Annotated in this window: 20 protein-coding genes; 8 read left to right on the top strand and 12 right to left on the bottom strand. The window is 69.6% G+C overall.

Features of this window, described 5'->3' with window-relative positions; all coding sequences use genetic code 11:
• Nucleotides 1-66: 66 nt before the first annotated feature.
• Nucleotides 67-1872 carry an ABC-F family ATP-binding cassette domain-containing protein gene (locus tag GOARA_RS15495; protein ID WP_040523679.1) on the bottom strand — a complete coding sequence of 602 codons (1806 nt, stop codon included), beginning with the start codon at nt 1870-1872 and terminating at the stop codon, nt 67-69.
• A 142-nt stretch (nt 1873-2014) separates the two neighbouring features.
• On the opposite strand from GOARA_RS15495, the gene GOARA_RS15490 reads away from it, so the two are divergent.
• On the top strand, nt 2015-2836 hold the full coding sequence (locus GOARA_RS15490) for an alpha/beta fold hydrolase (protein WP_007323353.1): 822 nt from the start codon (nt 2015-2017) through the stop codon (nt 2834-2836).
• 12 nt (nt 2837-2848) lie between these two features.
• On the opposite strand, the gene GOARA_RS15485 is transcribed toward GOARA_RS15490, so the two are convergent.
• The 7 genes from GOARA_RS15485 to GOARA_RS15455 form a co-directional block, all read right to left on the bottom strand.
• Nucleotides 2849-3979, bottom strand: coding sequence for a lipase family protein (locus GOARA_RS15485; RefSeq protein ID WP_007323352.1), 1131 nt, complete (start codon nt 3977-3979; stop codon nt 2849-2851).
• A gap of 64 nt (nt 3980-4043) precedes the next feature.
• Entirely contained in the window at nt 4044-4961 is a 918-nt protein-coding gene (locus tag GOARA_RS15480) for a 4-(cytidine 5'-diphospho)-2-C-methyl-D-erythritol kinase (RefSeq protein WP_007323351.1), read from the bottom strand.
• Nucleotides 4962-4967: 6 nt separating this feature from the next.
• Entirely contained in the window at nt 4968-5867 is a 900-nt protein-coding gene (gene rsmA, locus GOARA_RS15475; RefSeq protein WP_040523660.1) for a 16S rRNA (adenine(1518)-N(6)/adenine(1519)-N(6))-dimethyltransferase RsmA, read from the bottom strand.
• Nucleotides 5831-6985: a resuscitation-promoting factor gene (locus GOARA_RS15470; RefSeq protein ID WP_007323349.1), complete on the bottom strand. Its 1155-nt coding sequence runs from the start codon at nt 6983-6985 to the stop codon at nt 5831-5833. The genes rsmA and GOARA_RS15470 overlap by 37 nt, the downstream gene beginning before the upstream one ends.
• Before the next feature lie 112 nt (nt 6986-7097).
• The gene (locus GOARA_RS15465) at nt 7098-7943 is read right to left on the bottom strand and encodes a TatD family hydrolase (RefSeq protein ID WP_007323348.1); all 846 of its coding nucleotides are present in this window, start codon (nt 7941-7943) and stop codon (nt 7098-7100) included.
• Nucleotides 7944-7993: 50 nt separating this feature from the next.
• Complete coding sequence (locus GOARA_RS15460; protein ID WP_007323347.1) at nt 7994-9043, bottom strand: PHP domain-containing protein; 1050 nt, start codon at nt 9041-9043, stop codon at nt 7994-7996.
• 68 nt (nt 9044-9111) lie between these two features.
• Nucleotides 9112-9951: a PhzF family phenazine biosynthesis protein gene (locus GOARA_RS15455; protein ID WP_040523674.1), complete on the bottom strand. Its 840-nt coding sequence runs from the start codon at nt 9949-9951 to the stop codon at nt 9112-9114.
• 88 nt (nt 9952-10039) lie between these two features.
• On the opposite strand from GOARA_RS15455, the gene GOARA_RS15450 reads away from it, so the two are divergent.
• Genes GOARA_RS15450 through GOARA_RS15435 form a run of 4 tightly spaced genes read left to right on the top strand, consistent with a single transcriptional unit; the run spans nt 10040 to nt 15910 of the window.
• Nucleotides 10040-10801 (top strand): beta-phosphoglucomutase family hydrolase, encoded by a 762-nt coding sequence (locus tag GOARA_RS15450; RefSeq protein ID WP_007323345.1) that lies wholly within the window; start codon nt 10040-10042, stop codon nt 10799-10801.
• Nucleotides 10798-13170, top strand: coding sequence for a glycoside hydrolase family 65 protein (locus GOARA_RS15445; protein ID WP_007323344.1), 2373 nt, complete (start codon nt 10798-10800; stop codon nt 13168-13170). Before GOARA_RS15450 ends, GOARA_RS15445 begins: the two co-directional genes overlap by 4 nt.
• A gap of 13 nt (nt 13171-13183) precedes the next feature.
• Nucleotides 13184-14749: a methionine--tRNA ligase gene (gene metG, locus GOARA_RS15440; protein ID WP_007323343.1), complete on the top strand. Its 1566-nt coding sequence runs from the start codon at nt 13184-13186 to the stop codon at nt 14747-14749.
• Between the two features lie 6 nt (nt 14750-14755).
• Nucleotides 14756-15910 (top strand): aminodeoxychorismate synthase component I, encoded by a 1155-nt coding sequence (locus GOARA_RS15435; RefSeq protein ID WP_007323342.1) that lies wholly within the window; start codon nt 14756-14758, stop codon nt 15908-15910.
• A gap of 257 nt (nt 15911-16167) precedes the next feature.
• On the opposite strand, the gene rsmI is transcribed toward GOARA_RS15435, so the two are convergent.
• Nucleotides 16168-17019: a 16S rRNA (cytidine(1402)-2'-O)-methyltransferase gene (rsmI, locus tag GOARA_RS15430; RefSeq protein WP_040523659.1), complete on the bottom strand. Its 852-nt coding sequence runs from the start codon at nt 17017-17019 to the stop codon at nt 16168-16170.
• Nucleotides 17020-17171: 152 nt separating this feature from the next.
• Between rsmI and GOARA_RS15425 the strand changes: the two genes are divergently transcribed.
• Nucleotides 17172-18698 carry a dolichyl-phosphate-mannose--protein mannosyltransferase gene (locus GOARA_RS15425; RefSeq protein ID WP_138947732.1) on the top strand — a complete coding sequence of 509 codons (1527 nt, stop codon included), beginning with the start codon at nt 17172-17174 and terminating at the stop codon, nt 18696-18698.
• Here GOARA_RS15425 and GOARA_RS15420 read toward each other — a convergent pair.
• Together GOARA_RS15420 and GOARA_RS15415 are read right to left on the bottom strand one after the other, a co-directional pair.
• Nucleotides 18681-20402, bottom strand: a complete 1722-nt coding sequence (locus GOARA_RS15420; RefSeq protein WP_007323339.1) for a BCCT family transporter — start codon at nt 20400-20402, stop codon at nt 18681-18683. The two genes, GOARA_RS15425 and GOARA_RS15420, sit on opposite strands and share 18 nt — an antisense overlap.
• Nucleotides 20403-20437: 35 nt before the next feature.
• Complete coding sequence (locus GOARA_RS15415) at nt 20438-21301, bottom strand: universal stress protein (protein ID WP_007323338.1); 864 nt, start codon at nt 21299-21301, stop codon at nt 20438-20440.
• Between the two features lie 200 nt (nt 21302-21501).
• Between GOARA_RS15415 and GOARA_RS15410 the strand changes: the two genes are divergently transcribed.
• On the top strand, nt 21502-21807 hold the full coding sequence (locus GOARA_RS15410; protein WP_007323337.1) for a hypothetical protein: 306 nt from the start codon (nt 21502-21504) through the stop codon (nt 21805-21807).
• Between the two features lies 1 nt (nt 21808).
• On the opposite strand, the gene GOARA_RS15405 is transcribed toward GOARA_RS15410, so the two are convergent.
• Nucleotides 21809-23452, bottom strand: coding sequence for a cation:proton antiporter (locus GOARA_RS15405; protein ID WP_040523657.1), 1644 nt, complete (start codon nt 23450-23452; stop codon nt 21809-21811).
• 150 nt (nt 23453-23602) lie between these two features.
• Here GOARA_RS15405 and GOARA_RS15400 point away from each other — a divergent pair.
• Nucleotides 23603-23811, top strand: a 209-nt coding sequence (locus GOARA_RS15400) for a diiron oxygenase (RefSeq protein ID WP_007323335.1), incomplete at its 3' end; no start/stop codon positions are given.

Raw genomic sequence — 23811 nt, 5'->3', positions numbered from 1 at the left:
AAAGGGGAACCGCTCCATCTGATCACCGCCACTCGACCACCGACGGAAGCGTCCACCCGGGCGCGGTTACTCCGCCAGTTCGGCGGCGGCCAACCAGTCGGCCTCGGCCTGCGTCTTCTCGCTGACGACTCGCTTCAGCTCGGCGTCGAGTTCGACCAGGCGCGCGGGGTCGGTGGCCGCGTCGACGAGATCGGCGTGCAACTGTTCCTCGCGCGCCGCCAGCTTGTCGATCTGGCGCTCGAGCCGCCCCATCGCCTTGCGCGCGTCGCGGTGCTCGGCGGCCGACGTCTTCACCGGCGCAGGCGGGCTGGCCTGGTCGCTCTTCGCCGGCCGGGCGTCCGAAATCGCCAACGCTTTTCGGCGCTCCAAATACTGCTCGATCCCGCGCGGCAGGTTGGTCAGCTTGCCGTCGCCGAACAGCGCCCAGGTGGAATCGCAGATCCGCTCGATGAGGTACCGGTCGTGGCTGATGACGACGAGCGTCCCGGCCCACCCGTCGAGCAGATCCTCCACCTGCTGCAGCGTGTCGATGTCGAGGTCGTTGGTCGGCTCGTCGAGCAGCAGTACGTTCGGCTCGGCCATCAGCACGCGCGTCAGCTGGAGCCGGCGTCGCTCACCTCCGGACAGATCGCCCACCGGGGTGCGCTGGCGGGCGGGCGAGAATCCCAGCCGTTCGGCGAGCTGACTGGCCGAGAGTTCCTTGTCCCCCACCATCATTCGCGTCGCGACGGACTCCACCGTGTCCAGTACGCGCTGGTCGGGGTCGAGATCGTCGAGTTCCTGCCGCAGCCATCCGATCGACACCGTCTTGCCCTCGATCCGCCGACCGGGCGACACCGGAACCTCTCCCGCAAGGGCGCGCAGCAAGGTCGTCTTGCCCGAGCCGTTCACCCCGACCAGGCCGATACGTTCACCAGGGGCCAGCCGCCACGTCAGGCCGTCGAGCAACACCTGCGACGTTCCGTCGGCCGACGGCGGAGTCGTCAGGTGCGCATCCTCCAGTTCGATGGCGACGCGCCCCAACCGCCGTTTGGCAAAGGCCGACAGCGTGACGGTGTCGCGCGGCGGCGGCACATCGGCGATCAGCCGCTCCGCCGCGTCGATGCGGTACTTGGGCTTCGACGTCCTCGCCGGCGGTCCCCGACGCAACCAGGCCAGCTCCTTGCGGGCGAGATTGCGGCGACGTTCCTCGGCCGCGTCGGCCAACCGCGATCGCTCCGCCCGGGCGAACACCCAGTCGTTGTAGCCACCCTCGTACTCGTCGACCCGACCCGAATGCACCTCCCACGTCCGTTGCGCGACCGTGTCGAGGAACCAGCGGTCGTGGGTGACGACCACCACCGCGTCGCCACGTGCGACGAGATGCGCCGCGAGCCATTCGACGCCCTCGATGTCGAGATGGTTGGTCGGCTCGTCGAGGATCAGCACGTTCGCGTCGGACACCAGCGCGGCCGCCAGCGCGACCCGCCGCCGCTGCCCGCCGGACAGCTCCGAGGTCCTGCGGTCCAGCAGGCCGGCCACGCCGATCCCCGAGAGCACGTCGCGGATGCGCGGGTCACCGGCCCATTCGTGTTCGGCGACGCCCAGCGAGCCGACGACCACCTCGGCCACGGTCGCCTCGGGTGGCAGCTCGCCGCGCTGCGTGACCGTTGCGAGACGCGCGTCGCTGGCGCGCGACACCCGTCCGTCATCGGGTTCGACGATGCCGGCGAGGATCTCGAGCAGCGTCGTCTTGCCTCCCCCGTTGAGCCCGACGACGCCGATCCGCTGACCGGCGTGCACGCCGACGCTCACCGATTCCAGCAGCGGCTTGATGCCGAAGCTCTTGCTGATCTTCTCGGCGTTGATGAGGACGGGATTGGCCGCGGTCACCCGATGCACCTGATCCGTGGGGACGCGACGAAAGACATGGACGCCACTGTACTTCGCGTCCATCCGCGGAGCGGAACGCCCTTGCCGCCGCGACAACCGCCGTGCAACAATATGACCGACCGGTCGGTCATAGGAGGAAACGATGACGACGATCGAGACGAGCGCTGGCCGTGCCGCCTACGATTCCCGAGGGTCCGGACCACCCCTGGTGCTGCTGCACGCAACGCTGCACGACCGGCACGACTTCGACCAGATCGTCGGGCCGCTGGCCGCCGACTACCGGGTGATCACCGTCGACTGGCCGGGGCACGGCGACGCGGGCCCGGCAGCGGGTGTCACCGCACCATCGCTGGCAAAGGCCCTCGACGAGATCGTCACCGCACTCGACATCGGGCCGGCGGTGTTCATCGGCAACTCGGTCGGCGGCTACGCGGCAGCGCGGCTCGCCATCGAGCGGCCCGATGCCGTCGCCGGTCTGGTGCTGGTCAACACGGGCGGCTTCTCCCCGCAGGATCGACTTTCCAACCTCGTGTGCCGGCTCCTCGGCAGCCCGGCGATCGCCAGCCGGCTCGCCCCCGCGGTCGTGTCCTCCTACATGCGGGCGGCCTCTGACGAGGATCGCGCGATCGCCAGCCGCGCACTGTCGCGAATCCGCACCGACGCCGGTCTGGAGACGTTCACCTCGCTGTGGCGGAGCTTCGCCGACCCCGAACACGACCTGCGACGACGCGCCGGCACGATCACCGCGCCGACGCTGGTCGTGTGGGGCACGCGCGACCGCGTCGCAGCGGCGCGGTGGGGGCGTACGGCCACCCGCGTGATACCCGGCGCCGAGTTCGTCGCGCTGCCCACCGGTCACATCGTCTTCGCCTCGGCCCCCTCGGCGTTCCTGGAACGCGTGCGACCGTTCATCGCGGCCGCGCACGCACGCATCGCCACGCGGGACAAGGCGCCGGGCGTCTAACGTCGCACGGACCTAGCGGAAATAGCCGGCCACTGTCGCGTAGGTGTCCCGCATCGACCGGCGGGGGACCGCCATGTGGTCGGCGCCGGGGTAGGTGACGAGCGACGCGTCGGCCCCGCCCGCGCGCAGCTGGCTCGACAGCAGTGCCGTTCCCGCCGGGAAGACGATGACGTCGGCGAGCCCCTGCTGGATCCGGATCCGGCCGTGCCATCCCGTCGCCGGATAACCGGCGTAGTCGCGCACGGCCGCGAGGAAGCGCGGATCATCGGTCGATCGGCGGTACAGGTCGCCGGGGAGCACGTGCTTCAGCGCCCGAGCCAGATCCTTGACGCACATACCGCGGGCCCTGGCCACCCAGGCGCGGCCCTGCGGCGTCAGGTAGTCCAGGATGCGCATACCCGGGCGCGCGTGGTCGAGTCCGCTCATCAGGTAGAGCCCGAACCCGTACATCGCGTTGAACGAGCCGAGGTTGGGCACGCCCGGCCGTTGGAGGGCCGGAATCAGGGTTTCGATCTGGTTGGCGGGCGCGATGGCGACGGTCCCGAGCATCGGCAGTTCGGGAGCGTATCGCGGTGCCATCCGGGCGGCCCAGATGGCGGCGTGTCCGCCCTGCGAATGGCCCAGCGACACCCAGCGCTTGCCGATCGCCGGATCGACCCGGCGGGCGGCGCGCACCATGTCGATCACGTTGTAGGCGACGGACCGGCCACCGAGGTATTCGGCGGTCCCGTTGCTGCCCAGCCCGATGTAGTCACTGGCGGTCACCACGTACCCGCGCCGCAGCGCGGCACCGATATCGGGCTGGTCGCGGTCGTGCAGCTTTCCCGGCTGGCCGCTCGGCGCACACTTCGCGGAGATACCGATGGTGCCGTGGGCCCACGAAACCACCTTCCAGCCGCCCGCTGGAGCAGCGCCGCGCGGGTAGTAGACGACGCCCGTGCTCTGCGCCGGACGTCCGCGCTGATCGCGGGTCGCGTACAGCACCTTCACGCCGCGCGCGGCGCCCGACGGCAGGTTCGCCGTCGGCACCGCCGACTGCGCCAGGACCGTCCCGGTCGCGGGAGCCGACGATGCGGGCGGTGCGGTCAGCAGAGAACCGGCGACGGCGAGGGCTGCGCCGACGGAGAGTGTGAGCGTTCGCATTCGCGTCACATTACGTCAATGACCGAACGATCAGTCGGGGTTACCCCAGAAGCCCCTGCGCGGGTCACAGCACATGTGCGCCGGACACCGGCCCGTGTGCCGTGCGGACCGATTTCGCCACGCCGCGACCCGCCAGTTCGGCCGCGACGCGCACAGCCGAATCCCCGTCGGAACACAGGAATACGCAGGTAGGACCCGATCCGGACACGATCCCGGCCAGCGCTCCCGCATCGGCGCCGGCGCGCAGCGTGCGGCGCAGCACGGGCTGCAGCGACAGCGCCGCCGGCTGCAGGTCGTTGTGCAGCAGACCGGCGACCCGTTCGACGTCGCCGGACGCCAGCGCGCGCAGGAGTTCCTCCGGCTCCCCGACCGCGGGATCGTCGAGATCGGCTTTCGCGCGCAGCCGGTCGAGTTCGGCGAAGACGGTCGGCGTGGAGAGTCCGGACTTGGCGACCGCGATCACCCAGTGGTACTCGCCGCGCGACAGGACCGGGGACAGCCGTTCGCCTCGCCCGACGCCCAGCGCGGTCCCGCCGTGCACCGAGAACGGGACATCCGAGCCCAGCTCCGCCGCGGCAGCCATCAGCTCGGCCCGATCCCAGTCGACGCGCAGCAACCGCGTGCACGCCACCAGGGCCGCCGCCGCGTCGGCGCTGCCACCGGCCATCCCGCCGGCCACCGGAATTGACTTGTCAATCTCGATGGCGACGCGGGCATCCGGATCGACGCGACGCGCGGCACGGGCCGCCAGGTTCTGCGCCGGATCGTCGGGGACATCGGCCGCGCCCTCTCCGGACGTGCGCACCGAGAGTTCCGTCGACGGCGACACGGTCACGTCGTCGAACAGCGACACCGCCTGGAACACCGTGGTCAGATCGTGATACCCGTCGGCGCGCGCCTCGCCGACGCCCAGGTACAGGTTGATCTTCGCCGCGGCGCGAGCGGTGATCGCACCGGGGTGCGCACGAGGTTGGGAGGTCACGAATCGTCAGGGTAGTGCAGTCGCCGCCAGCGCGACGTAGTCGGCGACGTCGAGGCGCTCGCCGCGGGCCGACGGGTCGATCCCAGCCGCCCGCAGCCGCCGCTCGGCCTCCGCGGGAGAACCCGCCCAGCCGGCCAGCGCCGCGCGCAGCGTCTTGCGCCGCTGGGCGAAGGCGGCATCGACCACCGCGAAGACCTGTTTGCGCGAAGCCTCGTCGCGGGGGTAGTCGTCGGTGCGATCGATGCGCACCAGACCCGATTCCACCTTCGGCTCGGGCCAGAACACGTTGCGCCCCACCGCACCGGCCCGGGAGACCCGCCCGAAGTACCGGGCTTTGACGCTGGGCACGCCGTACACCCGGCTCCCCGGTTCGGCCGCGAGCCGGTCGGCGACCTCGGCCTGCACCATCACCAGGGCGGTGCGGATCGAGTCGATCTCCGACATCAGGTGCAGCAGCACCGGGACAGCGACGTTGTAGGGCAGATTGGCCACCAGCGCGGTCGGCTCGCCGGCCAGGTCGCCGGCGTCGATCCGCAGCGCGTCCGCGGTGACGACCGTGAACGAATCCTGTTGCGAAGGCGCGTATTCAGCGACGGTCTCCGGGAGCCGGGCGGCGAGCACCGGGTCGATCTCGACGGCCGTCACCGATCCAGCGGCACCGAGGAGCGCCAGCGTCAGCGAGCCGAGACCCGGCCCCACCTCCAGCACGTGATCGTCGGCGCCGACTCCGGCGGTGGCGACGATCCGGCGGACGGTATTCGCATCGTGGACGAAGTTCTGCCCTAGCGTCTTGGTGGGCCGCACGCCCAGTTCGGCGGCGAGTTCGCGAATCTGGGCCGGGCCCAGCAGTCGCGGCGGGACATCGGTGCTCAGCGCAGACCCAACTTCGACGAGCACGACGGCCAGGCACCCCAGCCCTGTGCGGCCTGGGTCTTCTTCGCGATGTCGATCTGCTCTTCACGCGTGGCGAGGTCGGCGCGCGGGGCGTACTTGCCGCCGCCGTGGCGCAGCCAGGTTCCGTAGTCGAACTGCACGCCGCCGTAGAAGCCGTTACCGGTGTTGATCGCCCAGTTGCCAGTGGCCTCGCACTGCGCGAGGGCGTCCCACACCGACCCAGGCGGCACGTACGGCGCGCCGGGCTTGGTGCCGACGCGCACGGTGGCCGCCACCGGCTTCACCAGCGTTTGCGACGCCCGTTTGGTGCGCTTGGTCTCTTTGCCGTTGACGACGGTCACCGTGTAGGTGACGCGTGCCTGGCCCGGCTTGCCCGGCTTCTCGACGACCTTGCGGTCGCGGATCAGATTGGGGTCCTTCTTCGCGATCTCCGGTGCCGACACGGTCTCGACGCGGGTCGACTCCGCGGTGCGGATCCGGGTCACCTTGATCTTCATGTCCTTGGTCACCGGGGTGTCGGCGGCCGGCACGACCTTGTCGGTCGGCGCGAGCGGCTTGCCGGTACGGGCGAGCAGCTCGCCGACGGTCTGCGCACCGATGACCGGGCGCCACTTGACGGCGCCGTCGGTGAGGCTGACCGGGACGGGCAGGCTCACCGGGATGACCGCGCCGCCCAGCGGGAGGGCATCGAGATCCGACGGGGTCGACGCGTTGGCCAGTTTCTGCTCGGCGAGCAGTTCATCGACGGTCGAGGCCGTCGTATTCACCGTGCGCTTCTCGCCCTCGACGTCGAGGGTGACCTTCTTGTTCCGCTTGAAGGTCACCGTCTGGCCGTCCCGCAGCTTCGACGAGGCCGCCGGGATCACCAGGTCGGACTGGACCGGCGAATAGCCCTGCGAGCGGAGCACCGAATCGACCGAGAGAGCCATCGTCGACACCGTGCGCGACTCGCCGTCGACCTCCAGGGTCACCGTCTTGTGCGAGGCGAGGCCGACGATCCCGCCCGCGGCGAGGGTCGCCAGCACGGCGCCCACGGCGATCCGGGGACGCAGCGAAGTAGATCGGTTCACCGCGGCGAGCACATTCGGCTTTTCCACCGCACGCTCGTGCGGTTCTACGTTCTGAGTCATCGGGATTCCTGGTCGTTCCTCGCCCGCCGACGGGTCAGCGGGCGGCCCACCGAACATGGGCATGTCACGAAATGATATCGAAGCGGCGACTAATCGGCCACCGACCGGCGAATTATCCGGCCGGAATCCCGTACACACGCTGGGCGTTACCGCCGAGCGTGTGGGCCATCACCGTATCGGATACCCCGCGCAATCCGGCCAGGAACCGCGCCGTGTAGGGCAGGCAGTACGACTCGTTCCGGCGGCCGCGGTACGGGTGCGGCGTCAGGAACGGGGCGTCGGTTTCGACCAGGATCTGCTCGTCGGGCACCAGCACCGCCGCCTCCTGGAGAGACGCGGCGTTGGTGAAGGTCACCGTGCCCGAGAAACTCAGCACGTAGCCGCGGCCGACGCATTCGCGCGCCACCTCCGCGTCGCCGGAGAAGCAGTGCATGATCACCGTGTCCGGCGCGCCTTCGGCCGCGAGGATGTCCAGCAGGGCCCGATCGGCTTCCCGATTGTGAATCATCAGGGGCTTGCCGACGCGCTTGGCCAGGTCGATGTGCCAGGCGAACGCCTCCGCCTGCACCTGCGGCGACGCGCACTCCTCCGATCGCGACGGCCAGTAATAGTCCAGACCGGTCTCGCCGACGGCCACGACACGATCGTGCCGCACCATCTGCTCCAGCTCCGCCTTGGCGTCCTCGGTCAGTTCCCCTGCATGCATCGGGTGCAGGGCAACCGCCGCATAGCAACGACCGTCCCATTCGGCTGCGGCTACCGCCCACCGCGCGTCCACCATGTCGTCGGCGACCGTCACCACCGCATCGACGCCGACGGCCGCGGCATGGTCGAGGATCTGTGCGACCGCCGTCGCCGATCGTCCACCGCAGGCGGCCAGGTGCGTATGCGCGTCGACGAGCCCGGGCAACCGCGCCGGATCGGGCGGCGGTTCGCGGCGCTTGTCCTTCTTGCTCACCCGTTCACCGTCTCACAGGGAACCGGCGCCGACGTGGCCGGCCGGTTCCCTCAGCCATCGGCCCCGGTCCACGCCAGCAGCCGATCGACCGGCCAGGTGTTCACCACCCGATCGGCGTCGATGCCCAGCGCGACCGCGCGTTCGGCGCCGAGACGGGTGAACGCCAATTGTCCCGGCGCGTGGGCGTCGGAGTCGATGGCGAAGAGGCAGCCGAGGTCGCGTGCCGTCTCGATCAGTTCGTCGGGCGGGTCGACCCGTTCGGGCCGCGAGTTGATCTCGACGGCGGTGCCGTGGTCGGCGCACGCCCGGAACACCGCCTCGGCGTCGAAGACCGAGGGCGGCCGATGCCCCCTGCCCGAAACGACGCGGCGACCGGTGCAGTGCCCGAGCACGTCGACGCGTGGATCGGTGGCGGCAGCGAGCATCCGCGCGGTCATCGGGTCGCGCTCCATGCGCAACTTCGAGTGCACCGATGCCGTGACGACGTCGAGCCGGGCGAGCACGTCGTCGCGATGGTCGAGCGCACCGTCGTCGAGGATGTCGACCTCGATGCCCCGTAGCAACCGCACGTCGCCGTGACGCGCGTTCCGGCGGTCGATCTCCTCGATCTGCTCGACGAGGCGTTCCGCGCTGAGCCCGTGCGCGACGGTCAGCCGCGGCGAATGATCGGTGATCGCCATCCACTCGTAGCCGAACGCCGCCGCGGCGGTGGCCATCTCGTCGATCGAGGCGCCGCCATCGCTCCAGTAGGTGTGGGCGTGCAGGTCGCCGCGCAAGCCGGCGATCAGCGCGGCGGCGCCCTGGGCCGGGTACGGATCGGGTTCGCCCTGCAGCCGCGCGAGGTACTCGGGCACCTCGCCCCGCAGCGCCTCGGCGACGACCTCGGCCGTCGTCTTTCCCACCGACGGCACCTCGGTCAGGGTGTGCGCCGCGGCCCGGTCGGTCAGCTCCCGCTCGTCGAGGCCGGCGATCGCGTCGGCCGCCTTGCGAAACGCTTCGACGCGATAGGTGCTCTCCCGGCGGATCTCCAGCAGCCACGCGATCCGCCGCAGCGCCTGGACCGGGTCGACGTCCCTCTCGAGTGGGCGCAATGTGCGCATCGCAGCTCCCGGCAGTGACGGTCAGCCGGCGCACCGGTCGGCGAGGCTGGCGAAATCCGCCCGAGTGCTCATAGCGCGACCGTGCCCTCGATCACGGTCACCGTGTCGCCGCCGACCCAAATCTCGTCGCCCTCGTCGACGACCGACACCCGCCCGGTGCGGCCCAGCGCCGTGCCCTGGGCGGCGACGTAGGCCGCGGGCAGACGATGCGTCTCGCGCAGCCACACCGCCAGGCCCGCGTTGAGACTCCCGGTGACCGGGTCTTCCGGCACTCCGACGCCCGGCGCGAAGGCACGGACCTCGGCCGCGACTCCGTCGGGACCGGAGCCGGGCTCGTAAAGCCCGACCAGCCCGACCATGTGCTCGCCGAGCGCCGCGAGGTTCGGCGTCACGTCGAGGACGCGGCGCCCCGACCGCAGCAGCACGCCGATCCACGGCGGACCGTTATCGACCCACCGGACGTCGACGATGTCGTCGGCCGTGAGCCCGAGCGCGGTCCGGATCTGTTCCACGACGACCCCGTCCACCGGGCCGGTGCGGCGCAGCGGTGGAGCGGCGAACGCCAGCCGCCCGCCGTCGCGGCGAATCGAGACGAGCCCGATGCCGCACTGCTGGACGATGCGCTCACCCTTCGGCGCGCCGCCGCGTTCCAGCCACGCGTGCGCCGATCCCAGCGTCGGGTGCCCGGCGAACGGCAGTTCGCCTCCGGGGGTGAAGATCCGCAGCCGGTAGTCGGCCGCCGGGTCGTCCGCGGTCTGGACGAACGTCGTCTCGGACAGATTCGTCCAGCGCGCGAAGGCGGCCATCGTCTGGTCGTCGAGCCCGTCGCCGTCGCAGACGACCGCTACCGGGTTCCCGCCGGCCGGGACCGAGGTGAACACGTCGACTTGGGCGAAAGCGCGCTGCATGACTGCAATCTTGACATGCGCGAAGATCACACTTTCGTCACCCGTGCCCGGCGCGCGCGGCATCTGAGATTCGCGTAGCGTGATGCCAATGCTGGGGCTCGACGATTCCATCACCGTCGCACTGTTCGACCTGGACGGCGTCCTGACCGACACCGCGTCGGTGCACATGACCGCGTGGACCGAGACGTTCAACGAGTTCCTCGCCGGCGCGGTCGACGACAACGGGGACGCGCCGGCGCCGTTCACCCCTGCCGACTACCTCGCCCACGTCGACGGGCGGCCGCGCGAGGACGGGATCAACGGCTTCCTCGGCGCACGCCACCTCACCGTCGACCGCGAGACCGTCGACCGGCTGGCCGCCGACAAGAACGCCCGATTCCTGGCCATCCTCGACCGCGACGGAGTGACGCCCTACCCCGACGCCGTCGCCTACCTGCACGCGGCGCGCGATGCGGGGCTCGGCATCGCCGTCGTGACCTCGTCGCGCAACGGCGGCCCGGTTCTTGAGGCGGCCGGGCTGAGCGAGTTCGTCGCGGTTCGCGTCGACGGCAATGTCATCGTCGAACGCGGGCTCGCGGGCAAACCGGCGCCGGACTCCTTTCTGCTCGGCGCCGAGCTGATGGGCGTGGGCCCCGCCCAGGCGGCCGTCTTCGAGGACGCGGTGTCCGGTGTCGCGGCCGGTGCCGCCGGTGACTTCGCGACGGTCGTCGGCGTCGACCGGACCGCCGGTGAGACGCAGCCGAGCGCACACGCCGCCGCACTGGCCGGCGCGGGCGCGACCGTGGTCGTGACCAGCCTCGACCAGTTGCGCACGGGTACCGCAGATTCGCCGGAAGGAGCACCGCAATGAGCCACCCGCATCCTGACCCGCACGGCCCCGTGCGCGAAATGGGTTTCGAGGTCCACCCGTGGCAGCTCACGTGGAACGGCCTGCGCGTCGATATGCTCTCGCGCACCGAGTCGCTGTTCGCCCTGTCCAACGGCCACATCGGGCTGCGCGGCACCTTCGAGGAAGGCGAGCCGACCGAGCTGCCCGGCTCCTACCTCAACGGGTTCTACGAGCTGCGCGGCCTCCCCTACGCCGAGTCGGGCTACGGCTATCCGGAGTCGGGACAGACCGTCGTCAACGTGACCGACGGCAAGATCATCCGGTTGCTCGTCGAGGACGAGCCGATGGATCTGCGCTACGGCACCACCGAGTCGCACTCGCGGACCCTGGACTTCCGCACCGGCACGCTGCGGCGGGAGACAGTGTGGACCTCGCCGACCGGGCGGACGGTGCGGATCCGCTCCGAACGGCTGGTGTCGTTCACCAAACGCGCCGTCGCGGCCATCCACTACGAGGTGGAGCCGCTCAGCGAGGACATGACGATCGTCCTGCAGTCCGACTTGCTCGCCAACGAGCCGATCCCCTTGCCCGGCAACGACCCCCGGCTCGCCGCGGCGCTCGAATCGCCGCTGGTCGCGGATCTGGCCGATTGCCACAAGCATTCCGCGGTCCTGGTGCACCACACCCGCAATTCGCAGCTGCACATGGCGGCCGGCATGGATCACACCCTGGACCTGCCGTCGGACGCGCAGACCTCGATCCGCGCCGACGGCGATCTGGCGCGCCTGACGATCTCCACGACCGTCCCGCGCGGGCAGAAGATCACGCTGACCAAGTACATCGGCTACGGATGGTCGGCCCGCCGATCCGTGCCGGCCCTGCGGGCCCAGGTCGAGGCGGCGCTCGCGCTGGCCGTCGACACCGGGTGGCAGGAGCTGGTCGCCGACCAGACCGCGTTCCTCGATGACTTCTGGCATGACGCCGACATCGAGCTCGACGGCGATCCCGAACTGCAGCAGGCCGTGCGCTTCGCCCTCTTCCACGTTCTCCAGGCGGGCGCCCGTGGTGAATCGCGAGCCATCCCGGCCAAGGGGCTGACCGGACCGGGTTACGACGGTCACGCGTTCTGGGACACCGAGAGCTTCGTGCTGCCGATGCTGACCTACACGCTGCCCGCGGCGGCCGGCGAGGAACTGCGGTGGCGGCACGCGACGATGGACAAGGCGAAGTCCCGCGCAGCCGAGCTCGGGCAGAAGGGCGCCATGTTCCCGTGGCGCTCCATCAACGGCGACGAGTGTTCCGGCTACTGGCCCGCCGGTACCGCGGGAGTACACGTCAGCGCCGACATCGCCAACGCCGTCGCCCGCTATCTCAACGCCACGAACGACGAACAGTTCGACGTCGAATGCGGCGTGGAACTGCTCGTCGAGACCGCGCGGCTGTTCTCCGGCACCGGCCACTTCGACATGAACGGGGAGTTCCGGATCGACGGGGTGACCGGTCCCGACGAGTACACCGCCATCGTCAACAACAACGTCTTCACCAACCTGGCCGTCCAGCAGAACCTGCGCGACGCCGTCGCGGCCACCCGTCGCCAGCCCGATGTCGCACGGCGATTGGGCGTGACCGGCGAGGAAACCGTGCGCTGGGAAGCGTGTGCGGACGCGATGACCATCCCGTACGACACGAAGCTCAACGTGCACCAGCAGTGCGAGTCGTTCACGCTGCTCGGGCAATGGGATTTCGAAGGATCCAAGAACCGCTATCCGCTGCTACTCAACTACCCGTACTACGACCTGTACCGCAAACAGGTGGTCAAGCAGGCCGACCTGGTATTCGCGATGTATACGCACGGCTACGCCTTCGACGACGCGGCCAAGAAGCGCAACTTCGACTACTACTACCCGCTGACCGTGCGGGATTCGTCGCTCTCGGCGTGCTGCGAGGCGGTCGTCGCCGCCGAGGTCGGCTATCTCGATCTCGCCTACGACCTGATGTGCGAGTCGGTGTTCACCGACCTGCACGACCTGCACGCCAACGTCGGATCGGGACTGCACATCGCCGCCCTGGCCGGCGCGTGGATGGACTGCGTCGCCGGGTTCGGCGGTATGCGCGACTTCGGCGGCAACATCACGTTCGCGCCGCGACTGCCCAAGCGGCTGAACTACATGTCGTTCCGCATGATCATCCGCGACTCGTCGATCGTCGTTGCGGTGGACCGTGATTCGGCGACGTACCGGCTGCTATCCGGACCGCCGATCACGCTGGCCCACCACGGCGAAGAGTTCGTGCTCGACGGCGCGCCAATCACCAAACCGATCCCGGACCGGCCGGCGCTGGCCGCGCCGCAGGCACCGCCGGGCTGCGCACCGTACAACCGTCCCGAGTAATCTGGCTGGCACTATGGCCAGCCACCCCTCGCATGGCGACAACCGCCCGTTCTACCTGACGACGGCGATCGCCTACCCCAACGGCGCCCCGCACATCGGGCACGCGTACGAGTACATTTCCTCCGACGCCCTGGCGCGCTTCAAGCGCCTCGACGGCTTCGACGTCCGGTTCCTCACCGGTACCGACGTCCACGGGCAGAAGATGCAGCAGACCGCACAGGCGCAGGGCGTGCCCACCGCCGAGCTGGCGCAGCGCAACTCCGACGAGTTCCAGGCGATGCAGGAACGGCTCGGCTCCAGTTTCGACCGCTTCATCCGCACCTCCGACGAGGACCACAAGCGCGCCTCGCGCGAGATCTGGAACCGGATGTCGGCCAACGGCGACATCTACCTGGACAAGTACTCCGGCTGGTACGACGTCCGCGACGAGACCTTCTACGCAGAAGGCGACACCACCGTCGACGAGGAGGGTCAGCGGGTGGCGGCCGACACCGGGCACGTGCTGACCTGGACCGAGGAGCAGACCTACTTCTTCCGCCTCTCGGCCTACACCGACAAGCTGCTGGACTTGTACGAACGGGACCCGCAGTTCCTCGGGCCCGATACGCGTCGCAACGAGATCGTCAGCTTCCTGCGCGGCGGGCTGACCGACCTGTCGATCTCGCGAACCACCTTCGACTGGGGTGTTTCCGTTCCGGACAACCCCGACCACGTCATGTACGTGTGGGTCGACGCCCTGACCAACTATCTGACCGGCGCGGGCTTCCCCGACGAACCGGAACTGTTCGACCGGTACTGGCCGGCCGACCTCCACGTCATCGGCAAGGACATCATCCGGTTCCACTGCATCTATTGGCCGGCGTTCCTGATGAGTGCGGGGATCCCGCTGCCCAAGCGCGTGTTCGCGCACGGCTTCCTGTTCAACAACGGCGAGAAGATGAGCAAGTCGGTCGGCAACGTCGTCGACCCGATCGAGTTGATCGAGGCGTTCGGCCTCGACCCGGTCCGCTACTTCTTCCTTCGCGAGGTGTCCTACGGGCAGGACGGTTCCTACTCGGCGGATTCGATGTTCGCCCGCATCAACGCCGACCTGGCCAACGAGTTCGGCAACCTCGCGCAGCGCACCTCGTCGATGATCGCGAAGTACTTCGACGGCGCGATCCCCGAGCCTGACGAGTTCACCGAGGCCGACCGGGCATTGCTCGCGCAGGCGGCGCAGCTGTTGCCGAAGGTGCGCGACCACTTCGACGTCCAGGCGATCCACCTCGGCCTCGAGGTCCTCTGGCAGGCACTTGCCGAGGCCAACCGCTACATCTCGGCCCAGGAACCGTGGAAGCTGGCCAAGACGGACCTGGCGCGCACCGGCACGGTGCTCTACGTCTGCGCCGAGGTGGTGCGCATCGTCGCGCTGCTGACCCAGCCGGTGATGCCCACGTCCTGTGGCCGCATCCTCGATCAGCTGGCCGTCGCCGCCGACGACCGCGACTTCAGCGCCGTCGACAAGCCGCTCTCCCCCGGCACCGCGCTGCCGAAGCCCACGCCCGTCTTCCCGCGCCTCGAAGCGCCCGCGCAGGACTGAGCGGCGATGAGCCCCAGCGCGCTCGACGTGCTGCGGTCGCTGCACCACGGCGCGCGCCGGGCCGGCCTACCGCCGCCGGCCGCTCTGATCGGGTCGTGGCTCGATGCCGACGCGGTGATCGCGCCGTCGCTGGAGCTCGTGGCCGGCCTTGCCCCGCCGGACGATCCGGACCGGTTCTGGCTCGGCCACCTCGGGTTTCCGGTCGGCGTCGACGACTCGCCGTTCCCCGCCGTCGCCGGAGGACTCACCGACGCGGTGCTGCTGCTGCGCGACGGGCGATGGTCCTACGTGAGCGTCACCGGCGCCGCGCGCCCCGACTGGGTCGCCGAGGCTTTGCAAACGGCCGCGGCACCCGGGCCGGTCGTCGCGCGATGGCACCCGCCGACGCGGGAGCGGCACGACGCGCATCGCGCCGCCGTCGCCTCCGCGCTGGAAGCCATCGCCGCGGGCGAGATCTACCAGGTGTGCATCTGCACGCGGCTCGACGGTCGCCTCGACGGTGCCCCACTGGACTTCTTCGGCATGGTCGCGGCCGCTACCGCGCCGGTGAAATCGGCTTTCCTGCAAGGTGATTGGGGGACGCTCGCCAGCTTCTCCCCCGAGTCCTTCCTGCGGCGGCGCGGCAGCGCCGTGACGTCGTCACCCATCAAGGGCACGATCCCCGCCGACGCCGATCCCCGCGACCTGGCGATGTCGGTCAAGGACGTCGCGGAGAACGTGATGATCGTCGACCTCGTTCGCAACGACCTCGGCCGCGTCGCGCGGATCGGTACGGTGACGGTCCCCGAACTGCTGACCGTCGTCGGCGCACCCGGGGTGTGGCATCTGGTGTCGACCGTGCGCGCCGAACTCGACGACGAGGTCGGCAACGACGCCCTACTCGACGCCACTTTCCCCCCGGCGTCGGTGACCGGCACCCCCAAGATCCGGGCCGCCGAGCTGATCGGGCAGTGGGAGACGTTGCCGCGCGGCGTCTACTGCGGTGCCATCGGGCTCGCCGGCCCCGACCACGCGCTCGACCTCTCGGTGGCGATCCGCACGGTGGAGATCGACCCCGACGGCGCGATGCGATTGGGAGTCGGCGGCGGTATCACCGTCGACTCCGATCCGAGCCGCGAATGGCAGGAATGCCTGGACAAGGCCGCGGCCATCGTGCGCTGATCTCGATGCCGATGCAACCCAACGCCGCCAATGGTGGCCCAGTGTGAGTGGTGGTCGAGTGCCGGTGAGCCGCTAGGCGAACCGGTGTATCGATGGTGGTCGAGTGCCGGTGAGCCGCTAGGCGAACCGGTGTATCGATGGTGGTCGAGTGCCGGTGAGCCGCTAGGCGAACCGGTGTATCGAGATCCCACGGTCTCAGCCCCGGCGAACGCGGATCTCGACGATCTATCGCGCGGCCATGCCATGCTCGCGAGCAGTCACACGTTGTGCGCCGCCTCGTAGAGCTCGCGCTTGGACACCCCTGTCTGCTCGGCGACCTGCGCGCACGCTTCCTTCAGACGCATGCCGTCCTGAACGAGGGCCTGCACCCGCTCGACGAGATCCTCGACCCGCGGCGCGGTTACCACGCCCGGCGCGAGCACGACGGTGATCTCCCCCTTCACTCCGCCCGCGGCCCACTGCGCGACGTCGGCGAGGGTTCCGCGCCGAACCTCCTCGTAGGTCTTCGTCAGCTCCCGGCACACCGCGACCCGACGGTCGGGGCCAAGTACGCCGACCGCGTCGGCGAGTGTCTCGGCCAGCCGGTGCGGTGACTCGAAGAACACGACTGTCCGCGGCTCCTCCGCCAGCTCGGCCAGCCACTTGCGCCGCGCCCCGGGTTTGCGCGGGGCGAACCCGTCGAAGCAGAACCGCTCGCACGGCAGACCGGAGACGGCCAGGGCGGTCGTGACGGCCGACGGACCGGGCAGGCAGGTGATCGGCAGATCCCGCTCGGCGCACGCCGCCACCAGCCGGAAGCCCGGATCGCTGACCGACGGCATGCCGGCGTCGGTGACGACGAGGACGGTCTGCCCGCCCTCGATCGCCTCGACCAGGCCGGGCGTGCGCGCCGCCTCGACCTGGTCGTAGTAGCTGATGACCTTGCCGCTCATCGTGACGTCGAGCGCAGCGGCCAGTGCCTTCGTCCTGCGGGTGTCCTCGGCGGCCACGATATCGGCGGAACCCAACGCCTCGCGCAGCCTCGGCGACGCGTCGCCGTATTGACCCATCGGCGTCGCGGCCAGCACCAGCATGCCTGCGCCCTCGTCTGATCTCCGACCGGCACTCATGGTTGACCAGCCTAGGCGCAGACCCGCCATCGACCACTACCATCGACCGGGTGACGACCGCCGACGACTCCGCCACGGGCAGCTGGCTGGTCGTCGGCCCGTCGAGACGATCCCCGAAGGCGGTCGCCGGACCGAGCGGCGGCGCCGAGGAGATGGGGAGGCGCCCGGGCAAGGCGATCCCCGATCCGGTCTTCGGCGCTCCCGACCGCCGGTTCGGCATTCAGGTGGGCATCGTCGTCGCTCTGATCGCCGCGGTGACCCGGCTGTGGGATCTGACGCATCCGACCGACAAGGGCACCCCCGTCTTCGACGAGAAGCACTACGTGCCGCAGGGCTGGCAGGTCTTGACCGGCGGCAACTGGATCGAGGACAACCCCGCCTACGGCCTGGTCGTCCACCCGCCGGTGGGCAAATGGATGCTCGCCCTCGGCCAGGCCGTCTTCGGCTACGGCCCGATGGGCTGGCGGATCATGCCGGCCCTGTGCGGCATCGCCATCGTCGTGATGATCTATTGCGTCGCCCGCCGCATCTCCCGTTCCACGCTGGTCGGTGCGATCGCCGGACTGCTCGCCATCTGCGACGGCGTCCTGTTCGTCCAGTCGCGCATGGGCATGCTCGACATCTTCCAGGCCTGCTTCGTCGTCGCCGCCTTCGCCGCCTTGATCGCCGACCGCGACCAGATGCGGCGCCGGATGCACGCGGCCTACCTGGACGGCGTGACCGCCGCCTCGGCCTTCGGCCCCCGATTCGGCTTCCGGTGGTACCGCTTCACCGCGGGCGTCATGCTCGGCCTGGCCTGCGGGACCAAGTGGTCGGGGATCTACTTCGTCGTCGCGTTCACGCTCATGTCGCTGGCGTTCGACGTAGCCGCGCGGCGGGCCTACGGGATCCGGCGGCCGTGGCTGGGCGTGCTGCGCCGCGATGTCATCCCCTCGTCGCTGAGCCTGGCCGTCATGCCGATCGCGATCTATCTGGGTTGCTTCGGACCGTGGTTCGCCTCGGAGACCGCGGTGCATCGCTACGAGGTCAACGATCCGGGCACCGGCCCCCTGAGCTGGGTGCCATTGGCGTGGCGGTCGTTGTGGCATTACCAATCGGGCATTCTGCACTTCCACGAGGGGCTGACCAACGCCGCGGGCAACCACCATCCGTGGGAGTCGAAGCCGTGGACGTGGCCGATGGGGTTGCGGCCGATGCTGTACTCGGTGCAGATGGGCCCCGAGCGCTGCGGGGCCGACGAATGCGCACGAGTCCAGATGCTCATCGGGACACCGGCGATCTGGTGGCTGGCGCTGCCGGTACTCGCCTGGTCGCTGTGGGCATTCGCCGGTCGCCGCGACTGGCGCTACGGCGTCGCACTCGTCGGCTACTTCGCCGCCTTCGCGCCGTGGTTCGCGAACATCGACCGGCAGATGTACTTCTTCTACGCCACCGCGATGGCGCCCTTCCTGATGATCTTGCTGGCGCTGTGTCTCGGCGACATCCTCCGCTACGCCGGATCGATCCCCAAACGCGCCGACGGCTCCCCGCCCGACCGGCAGTTCCTGCTCGTCGGTTTCGTCGCCTGCTATCTCGCGCTGGTCGTGATCAACTTCGCCTGGCTGTGGCCGGTGCTGACCGGGGTGCCGATCTCGAAGATCCACTGGCACCGCGAGATCTGGTTACCCAGCTGGGGTTGACGCGGGCTCCGCGCCGTCGGGCTGGTCGTCGTCCTCCTCGTCGAGACGCGATGCGGCAATGCGCTCGCCGCGGCGGCGGATCAGAGGATCGCGCCGGATGTCGCGCACGAAGGACACGCACAACGCGATCATCACGATCACGAACGGCAGCGCCGCGAGGATCGCCATCTGTTTGACGCCGGTCAGCGCGTCGGCGCTCCCGGCGTCGCCGCCCCCGACGAGCAGCAGCAGGATCGCGACCCCGCCGGTCAGCACACCCCAGAAGACGGTGACCAGCCGGCTCGGTTCGTGGGCGCCGCGCTGTGACAGCGTGCCCATGACCAGCGAGGCGGAGTCGGCGCCGGAGACGAAGAAGATGGCCACCAGGACCATCACGAGCAGCGAGGCGAATCCGGTCCACGGCAGGTGCTCGAGGACTTGGAACAACAGGGCCTCCTCGTCGCCCGGCGAGCCCACCCGATAGTTCGCCCCCTCGTTCTCTTGCCGGATCGCGGTGCCGCCGAAGATCGAGAACCACACCAGCGACACCGTCGTCGGCACGACCATCACACCGACGACGAACTCGCGGATCGTGCGTCCTTTGCTGATCTTGGCCAGGAACATGCCGACGAACGGCGTCCACGAAACCCACCACGCCCAGTAGAAGATGGTTTGCGCCGCGAGCCATTTCTGGCCGGCCTCGTCGACGGTCGCCGACGAGCGGGCCGCGATCGCCATGATCTGGTCGAAGTAGGCGCCGAGGGTCGTCGGCATGACGTTGAGCAGGAAGACCGTCGGGCCGACGACGAACACGAACACGGCCAGTACGAGTGCCAGCACCATGTTGGTGTTGGAGAGCCACTGGATGCCCTTGGCCACCCCCGACACCGCCGAGGCGACGAAACAGGCGGTCAGCACGGCGATGATGGCGACCAGCAGCATCTTCGACGGGTTCGACACCCATTCGACGGCCTCCAGTCCCGAACCGATCTGCAGCGCGCCCAAACCGAGCGACGCGACCGTGCCGAACAGCGTCGCGAAGATCGCCAGACCGTCGATGACCTTGCCGGCCGGCCCGTTGGCGCGCCGCGTGCCGAGCAGCGGGGCGAACGCCGCCGACAACAGCTGGCCGCGTCCCATCCGGTAGGTCGAGTAGCCCAGTGCCATACCGACGACCGCGTACATCGCCCAGGGGTGGAATCCCCAGTGGAACATGGTGGTCGCCATGGCGGCCGGCAGGTGGTTGGCGAACGTCCCCGGCGGCGCCTTCAGGTTGGTCCCGGGCGGTTCCTGCAGGTAGTGCAACAGTGGTTCGTAGGCGCCGAAGAACATCAGCCCGATGCCCATGCCCGCGGCGAACATCATCGCGATCCAGCTAATCGTGCGGTACTCGGGCTGTTCGCCGTCGCGGCCCAGCGGGATGCGGCCGTAGCGGGTGAAGGCGATGACCAGCGCGAAGACGACGAATCCGCTCGCCGCGGCGATGTAGAGCCAGCCGACGTTGACGGTGACCCACTCCATGGCGTCGGTCGTGACGCTGCGCATAGTGCCGGGCGAGATGATGCCCCAGGCGACGAAGGCCGCGATGACCGCCGCGGTCGCGCCGAAGACCGTGCGGTCCAGCCTCGGTTTCGAGGTCTCCGACCCGTCTGGTTCGAGGTCGCCCGACGGGGCGTCTAGTTCGTTGCTGTCTGTGTTCGAGTTCTGCAAATGGCCGGTTTCCACCGACTCACCATAGGCACAGATCCCTCAGCCGTGGCCTACTCGCGCACGATCATCACCGGGCACCCGGCGTGCTGCAGCACCTTCTGGCTGGTGGAGCCCAGCAGGAGACCCTTGAACCCGCCGCGCCCGCGGCTGCCGACGACGATGAGTGACGCGTTGGCGTCGGTGGCCGCGTCGATGATGGCCTTGCCCGGGTCATCGGGAACCACGACGCGCCGCACTTCGACGTCCGGATAGTCTTGGGAGTAGCCGGCCAGCCGCTCGGCCACCGCTTCGGTCGCCTCCGAACTCATGCGCTCGATGGCGTCCGGCTCGATCCCGAAACCGTGCAGCGCATCGGCGTCCAACTGCGCCCAGGTGTGCACCGCGAGCAGCGGAACGCGCAACGAATCCGCCTGCCGGTAGGCCTCTTTCACCGCCGGGTCGCTGATCGGGGTGTCGCCGACGCCAACGACGACCGGCCCGGTGCCGCCTTCGTCGCCGATCACGACGACCCGTCCGTGGTAGTGCGCGGCGATGGTCACGCCGACCGACCCGAGCAGCAGGCCCTTCACACTCCCGAGGCGACGGGTGCCGATGACGATCGCCGTCGCATCCTTCCCGACCTCCAGCAGGGTTCGCGCGGCATCGCCCTCGCCGACGCTGGTGCGCACGCGCACGTCGGGCTCCGCCTCCAGGGCGGTGGCCGCCGCCTTCTGCACGGCTTCCTTGGCCTCGTTCGCGATGGCCTCCACCACGTCCTGCGGGATGACCAGACCCGGGGCGTAGTTACTCGTACTGGCGTCGTACGCGCCGACGATGTGCAGCTCGGACTCCTCGCGCGCGGCGAGGGAAGCCGCCCAGCGGGTCGCGTGCAGCGACGTGTCGGTGTTGTCGACCCCTACGACGACTGTGGACATGATGCTTCTCCTCGAACGGCGCGGCGGCGATCCCGGTGGCGGAACGGCCCTTGGTCCCATCGTTGTCGTCGCCGCGACCACCGTCAATCGAAGGGGTCTGGCGTAGGCTGGTTCGGGACGAATTGCCCACCGCAGCAGGCCGAATTCATCGGCTGTTCACACCGGCGACCCCTCCACGGGTCCCGATTCGAGGAGCGCACGTGACTTCCGACCAGCCCGATCCGACGATGCGGCACGCCGTCGTCTACGGCGCCGTCATCGTCGCGCTCGCGTTCGCCGCGATGGCCGCCGGGGTCGCGGTGCACGGCACCGCCAGGACCGTGCTGCTCGCTCTCTGCCCGACGATCACGCTCGTCGGGATGCTCGTCGCGGTGGCCCGCACCTATCGGGCGTGGAAGAGCAACGGCCGCTGGCGCCTGTGGTACGGGGTGGTGTGGTTCCTGCTCATGACGACCCTGGTGATGTTCATGACGGTCGGGCCCGCCGCCCTCGGCTTCCGGGAGTGACTCACCGATAGAGGTTCACGGTGATCTGCTCGGCGTCGAGGCGGGCCAGCGCCTCGGTGAGCACCTGGGAGCTGAACTGCCCCTCGTCGCGCAACGCGAGCAACTCGCCGCGCTGAGCGTCGATCATCGCCTGCCGGAGTGCGACGAATTCGGCGCGCCCGACGTGGCGCACGGTGCCGTCCTCGGAGTCCTCGGAGGTCACCACCGCGTCGCGCACCCGCCGGTACCGTTCGGGATCCGCGGCGAAACGGTCGGACAGGTCGTCCTCGATCACCCCGCGCAACCGCTCGTGCAGCGCACGGCGCTCGGCCTCGATCTCACCCTCGTCGGGCGTGACGCCGAGCAGCCGGACGAGCGGCGCGAGCGTCAGCCCCTGCAGTCCCAGCGACCCCAGCGCCACCAGGAACGCGACCAGGACGAGCAGTGATCGCGACGTGGTGTCGATGGGCAGCGTCTGAGCGGCAGCGACCGTCACCGCGCCCCGCATTCCGGCCCACACCACGATCGTCGATTCCCGCCAGCCCAGCGGCGACGACATGAAGTAGTCGAGATCGGCGATCTTGCGGTTGATCCGGCGCGACACCTTCGGGGAGACGTCGTCGGGCAGCTGGTCGCCGATCTCGCGGAGTCTCGGCGCCAACAGGTCGGCCCGGCGCGCGCGGCGGTGCAGGAGGCCGGCCATCGGGCCGACGAACGCCGCACGCACCGCCAGCACGACGACCAGGACCAGCGCGGCCACTCCCAGCGCCGTGTAGAGCCGCCCGCCGTCGCGGTGCACGTCGGCGATCAGCGACGACAGCTCCAGTCCCATGAGAAGGAAGACGCCGCCCTCGAGCAGCAGTTCGACGGTGCGCCAATTCTGCATCTCCGACATGCGGTGCGCGGCGGTCAGATGACGGGCGGCGCCGACGCCGGTGACGATGCCCGCGGTGACCGAGGCGACCAGACCGGAGGCGTCGACATGCTCGGCGGGCAGATAGGCGAGGTAGGGCACGGTGAACGACACCGCGGTCGCGACCGTCGAATTGCTGAGCCGCGAGGCGATGAGCAGATTCGCCTTGCCGACGACGAAGCCGATGCCGACGGCGGCGAGGATCGCCCATACGAAGCTGCCGACCGCGCTGCCCAGCGACACCGATATCGCCGTCGCCGCGACCGCCGTGCGCAACAGCACCAGCGCGCTCGCGTCGTTGAGGAGACTCTCCCCTTCCAAGATGGCGACGACCCGGCTGGGTGCGCCGAGCTTCTTGACCATCTGGGTGGCGACGGCGTCCGTCGGCGAGACGATGGCGCCGACGGCGATTCCGGTCCACAGCGGGATCTCGGGGATGATCGCGTGCACGACGACGCCCACCACGAGAGCGCTCAGCACCACCAGGGTGATCGACAGCCCGCCGATCGCGGCAAGGTTGCGCCGGAACTCCATCGTCGGCATGGACACCGCCGCCGAGTACAGCAACGGCGGGAGCACGCCGACGAGGATCCACTCCGGGTCGACCATCAAGTTCGGCACGGCCGGGATCATCGTCACCAGGACGCCGACCGCGACCAGTATCAGCGGGGGTGCGATCGCGACGCGGGGACCGAGCGCGTTAGCGGCGGCGACGACCAGAATTCCGGCGGTGATGATGAGGATCGCTTCCACGCGCCCAATTCTGCCCGGTCTGTCCTGGTCAGGCCGGGCGTCGGTGGCAGAGGTTCCCGTTGCCACCGATAACCGTTACAATGGATATTGAGATATAGCCCGTTCCGCCAACCCTTGCGCAGCCGCAGGCCCGCATCCCGGAGGTCGACGATGACCAGCACGCTCAACCCCAAGGACGTCCACGAGTACGTCCCCGTATCCAAGGCGAACGCCGACGAGGATTACCACCAGGTGCTCGACGATCTGTCGGACGCTTCGGTGCACCGCAACTTCGATCCCTACATCGACATCGACTGGGACGCGCCGCACATGGCCGTCGTCCCGAACGACAAGCGCTGGATCATGTCGAAGCACGACCC

It is taken from the genome of Gordonia araii NBRC 100433, from assembly GCF_000241265.1.
GTDB lineage: Bacteria > Actinomycetota > Actinomycetes > Mycobacteriales > Mycobacteriaceae > Gordonia > Gordonia araii.
Note: the sequence above shows the minus strand (reverse complement) of the source record. Positions and strands in the feature narration are given on the sequence as shown.

Coding starts and splice junctions, on each gene's coding strand:
- GOARA_RS15435 (WP_007323342.1), top strand. CDS start 14,756: ATGAGCCCCAGCGCGCTCGACGTGCTGCGGTCGCTGCACCACGGCGCG.
- GOARA_RS15450 (WP_007323345.1), top strand. CDS start 10,040: ATGCTGGGGCTCGACGATTCCATCACCGTCGCACTGTTCGACCTGGAC.
- GOARA_RS15490 (WP_007323353.1), top strand. CDS start 2,015: ATGACGACGATCGAGACGAGCGCTGGCCGTGCCGCCTACGATTCCCGA.
- GOARA_RS15485 (WP_007323352.1), bottom strand. CDS start 3,979: ATGCGAACGCTCACACTCTCCGTCGGCGCAGCCCTCGCCGTCGCCGGT.
- GOARA_RS15455 (WP_040523674.1), bottom strand. CDS start 9,951: ATGCAGCGCGCTTTCGCCCAAGTCGACGTGTTCACCTCGGTCCCGGCC.
- GOARA_RS15425 (WP_138947732.1), top strand. CDS start 17,172: ATGGGGAGGCGCCCGGGCAAGGCGATCCCCGATCCGGTCTTCGGCGCT.
- GOARA_RS15445 (WP_007323344.1), top strand. CDS start 10,798: ATGAGCCACCCGCATCCTGACCCGCACGGCCCCGTGCGCGAAATGGGT.
- rsmI (WP_040523659.1), bottom strand. CDS start 17,019: ATGAGTGCCGGTCGGAGATCAGACGAGGGCGCAGGCATGCTGGTGCTG.
- GOARA_RS15415 (WP_007323338.1), bottom strand. CDS start 21,301: ATGTCCACAGTCGTCGTAGGGGTCGACAACACCGACACGTCGCTGCAC.
- GOARA_RS15460 (WP_007323347.1), bottom strand. CDS start 9,043: ATGCGCACATTGCGCCCACTCGAGAGGGACGTCGACCCGGTCCAGGCG.
- metG (WP_007323343.1), top strand. CDS start 13,184: ATGGCCAGCCACCCCTCGCATGGCGACAACCGCCCGTTCTACCTGACG.
- GOARA_RS15470 (WP_007323349.1), bottom strand. CDS start 6,985: ATGACTCAGAACGTAGAACCGCACGAGCGTGCGGTGGAAAAGCCGAAT.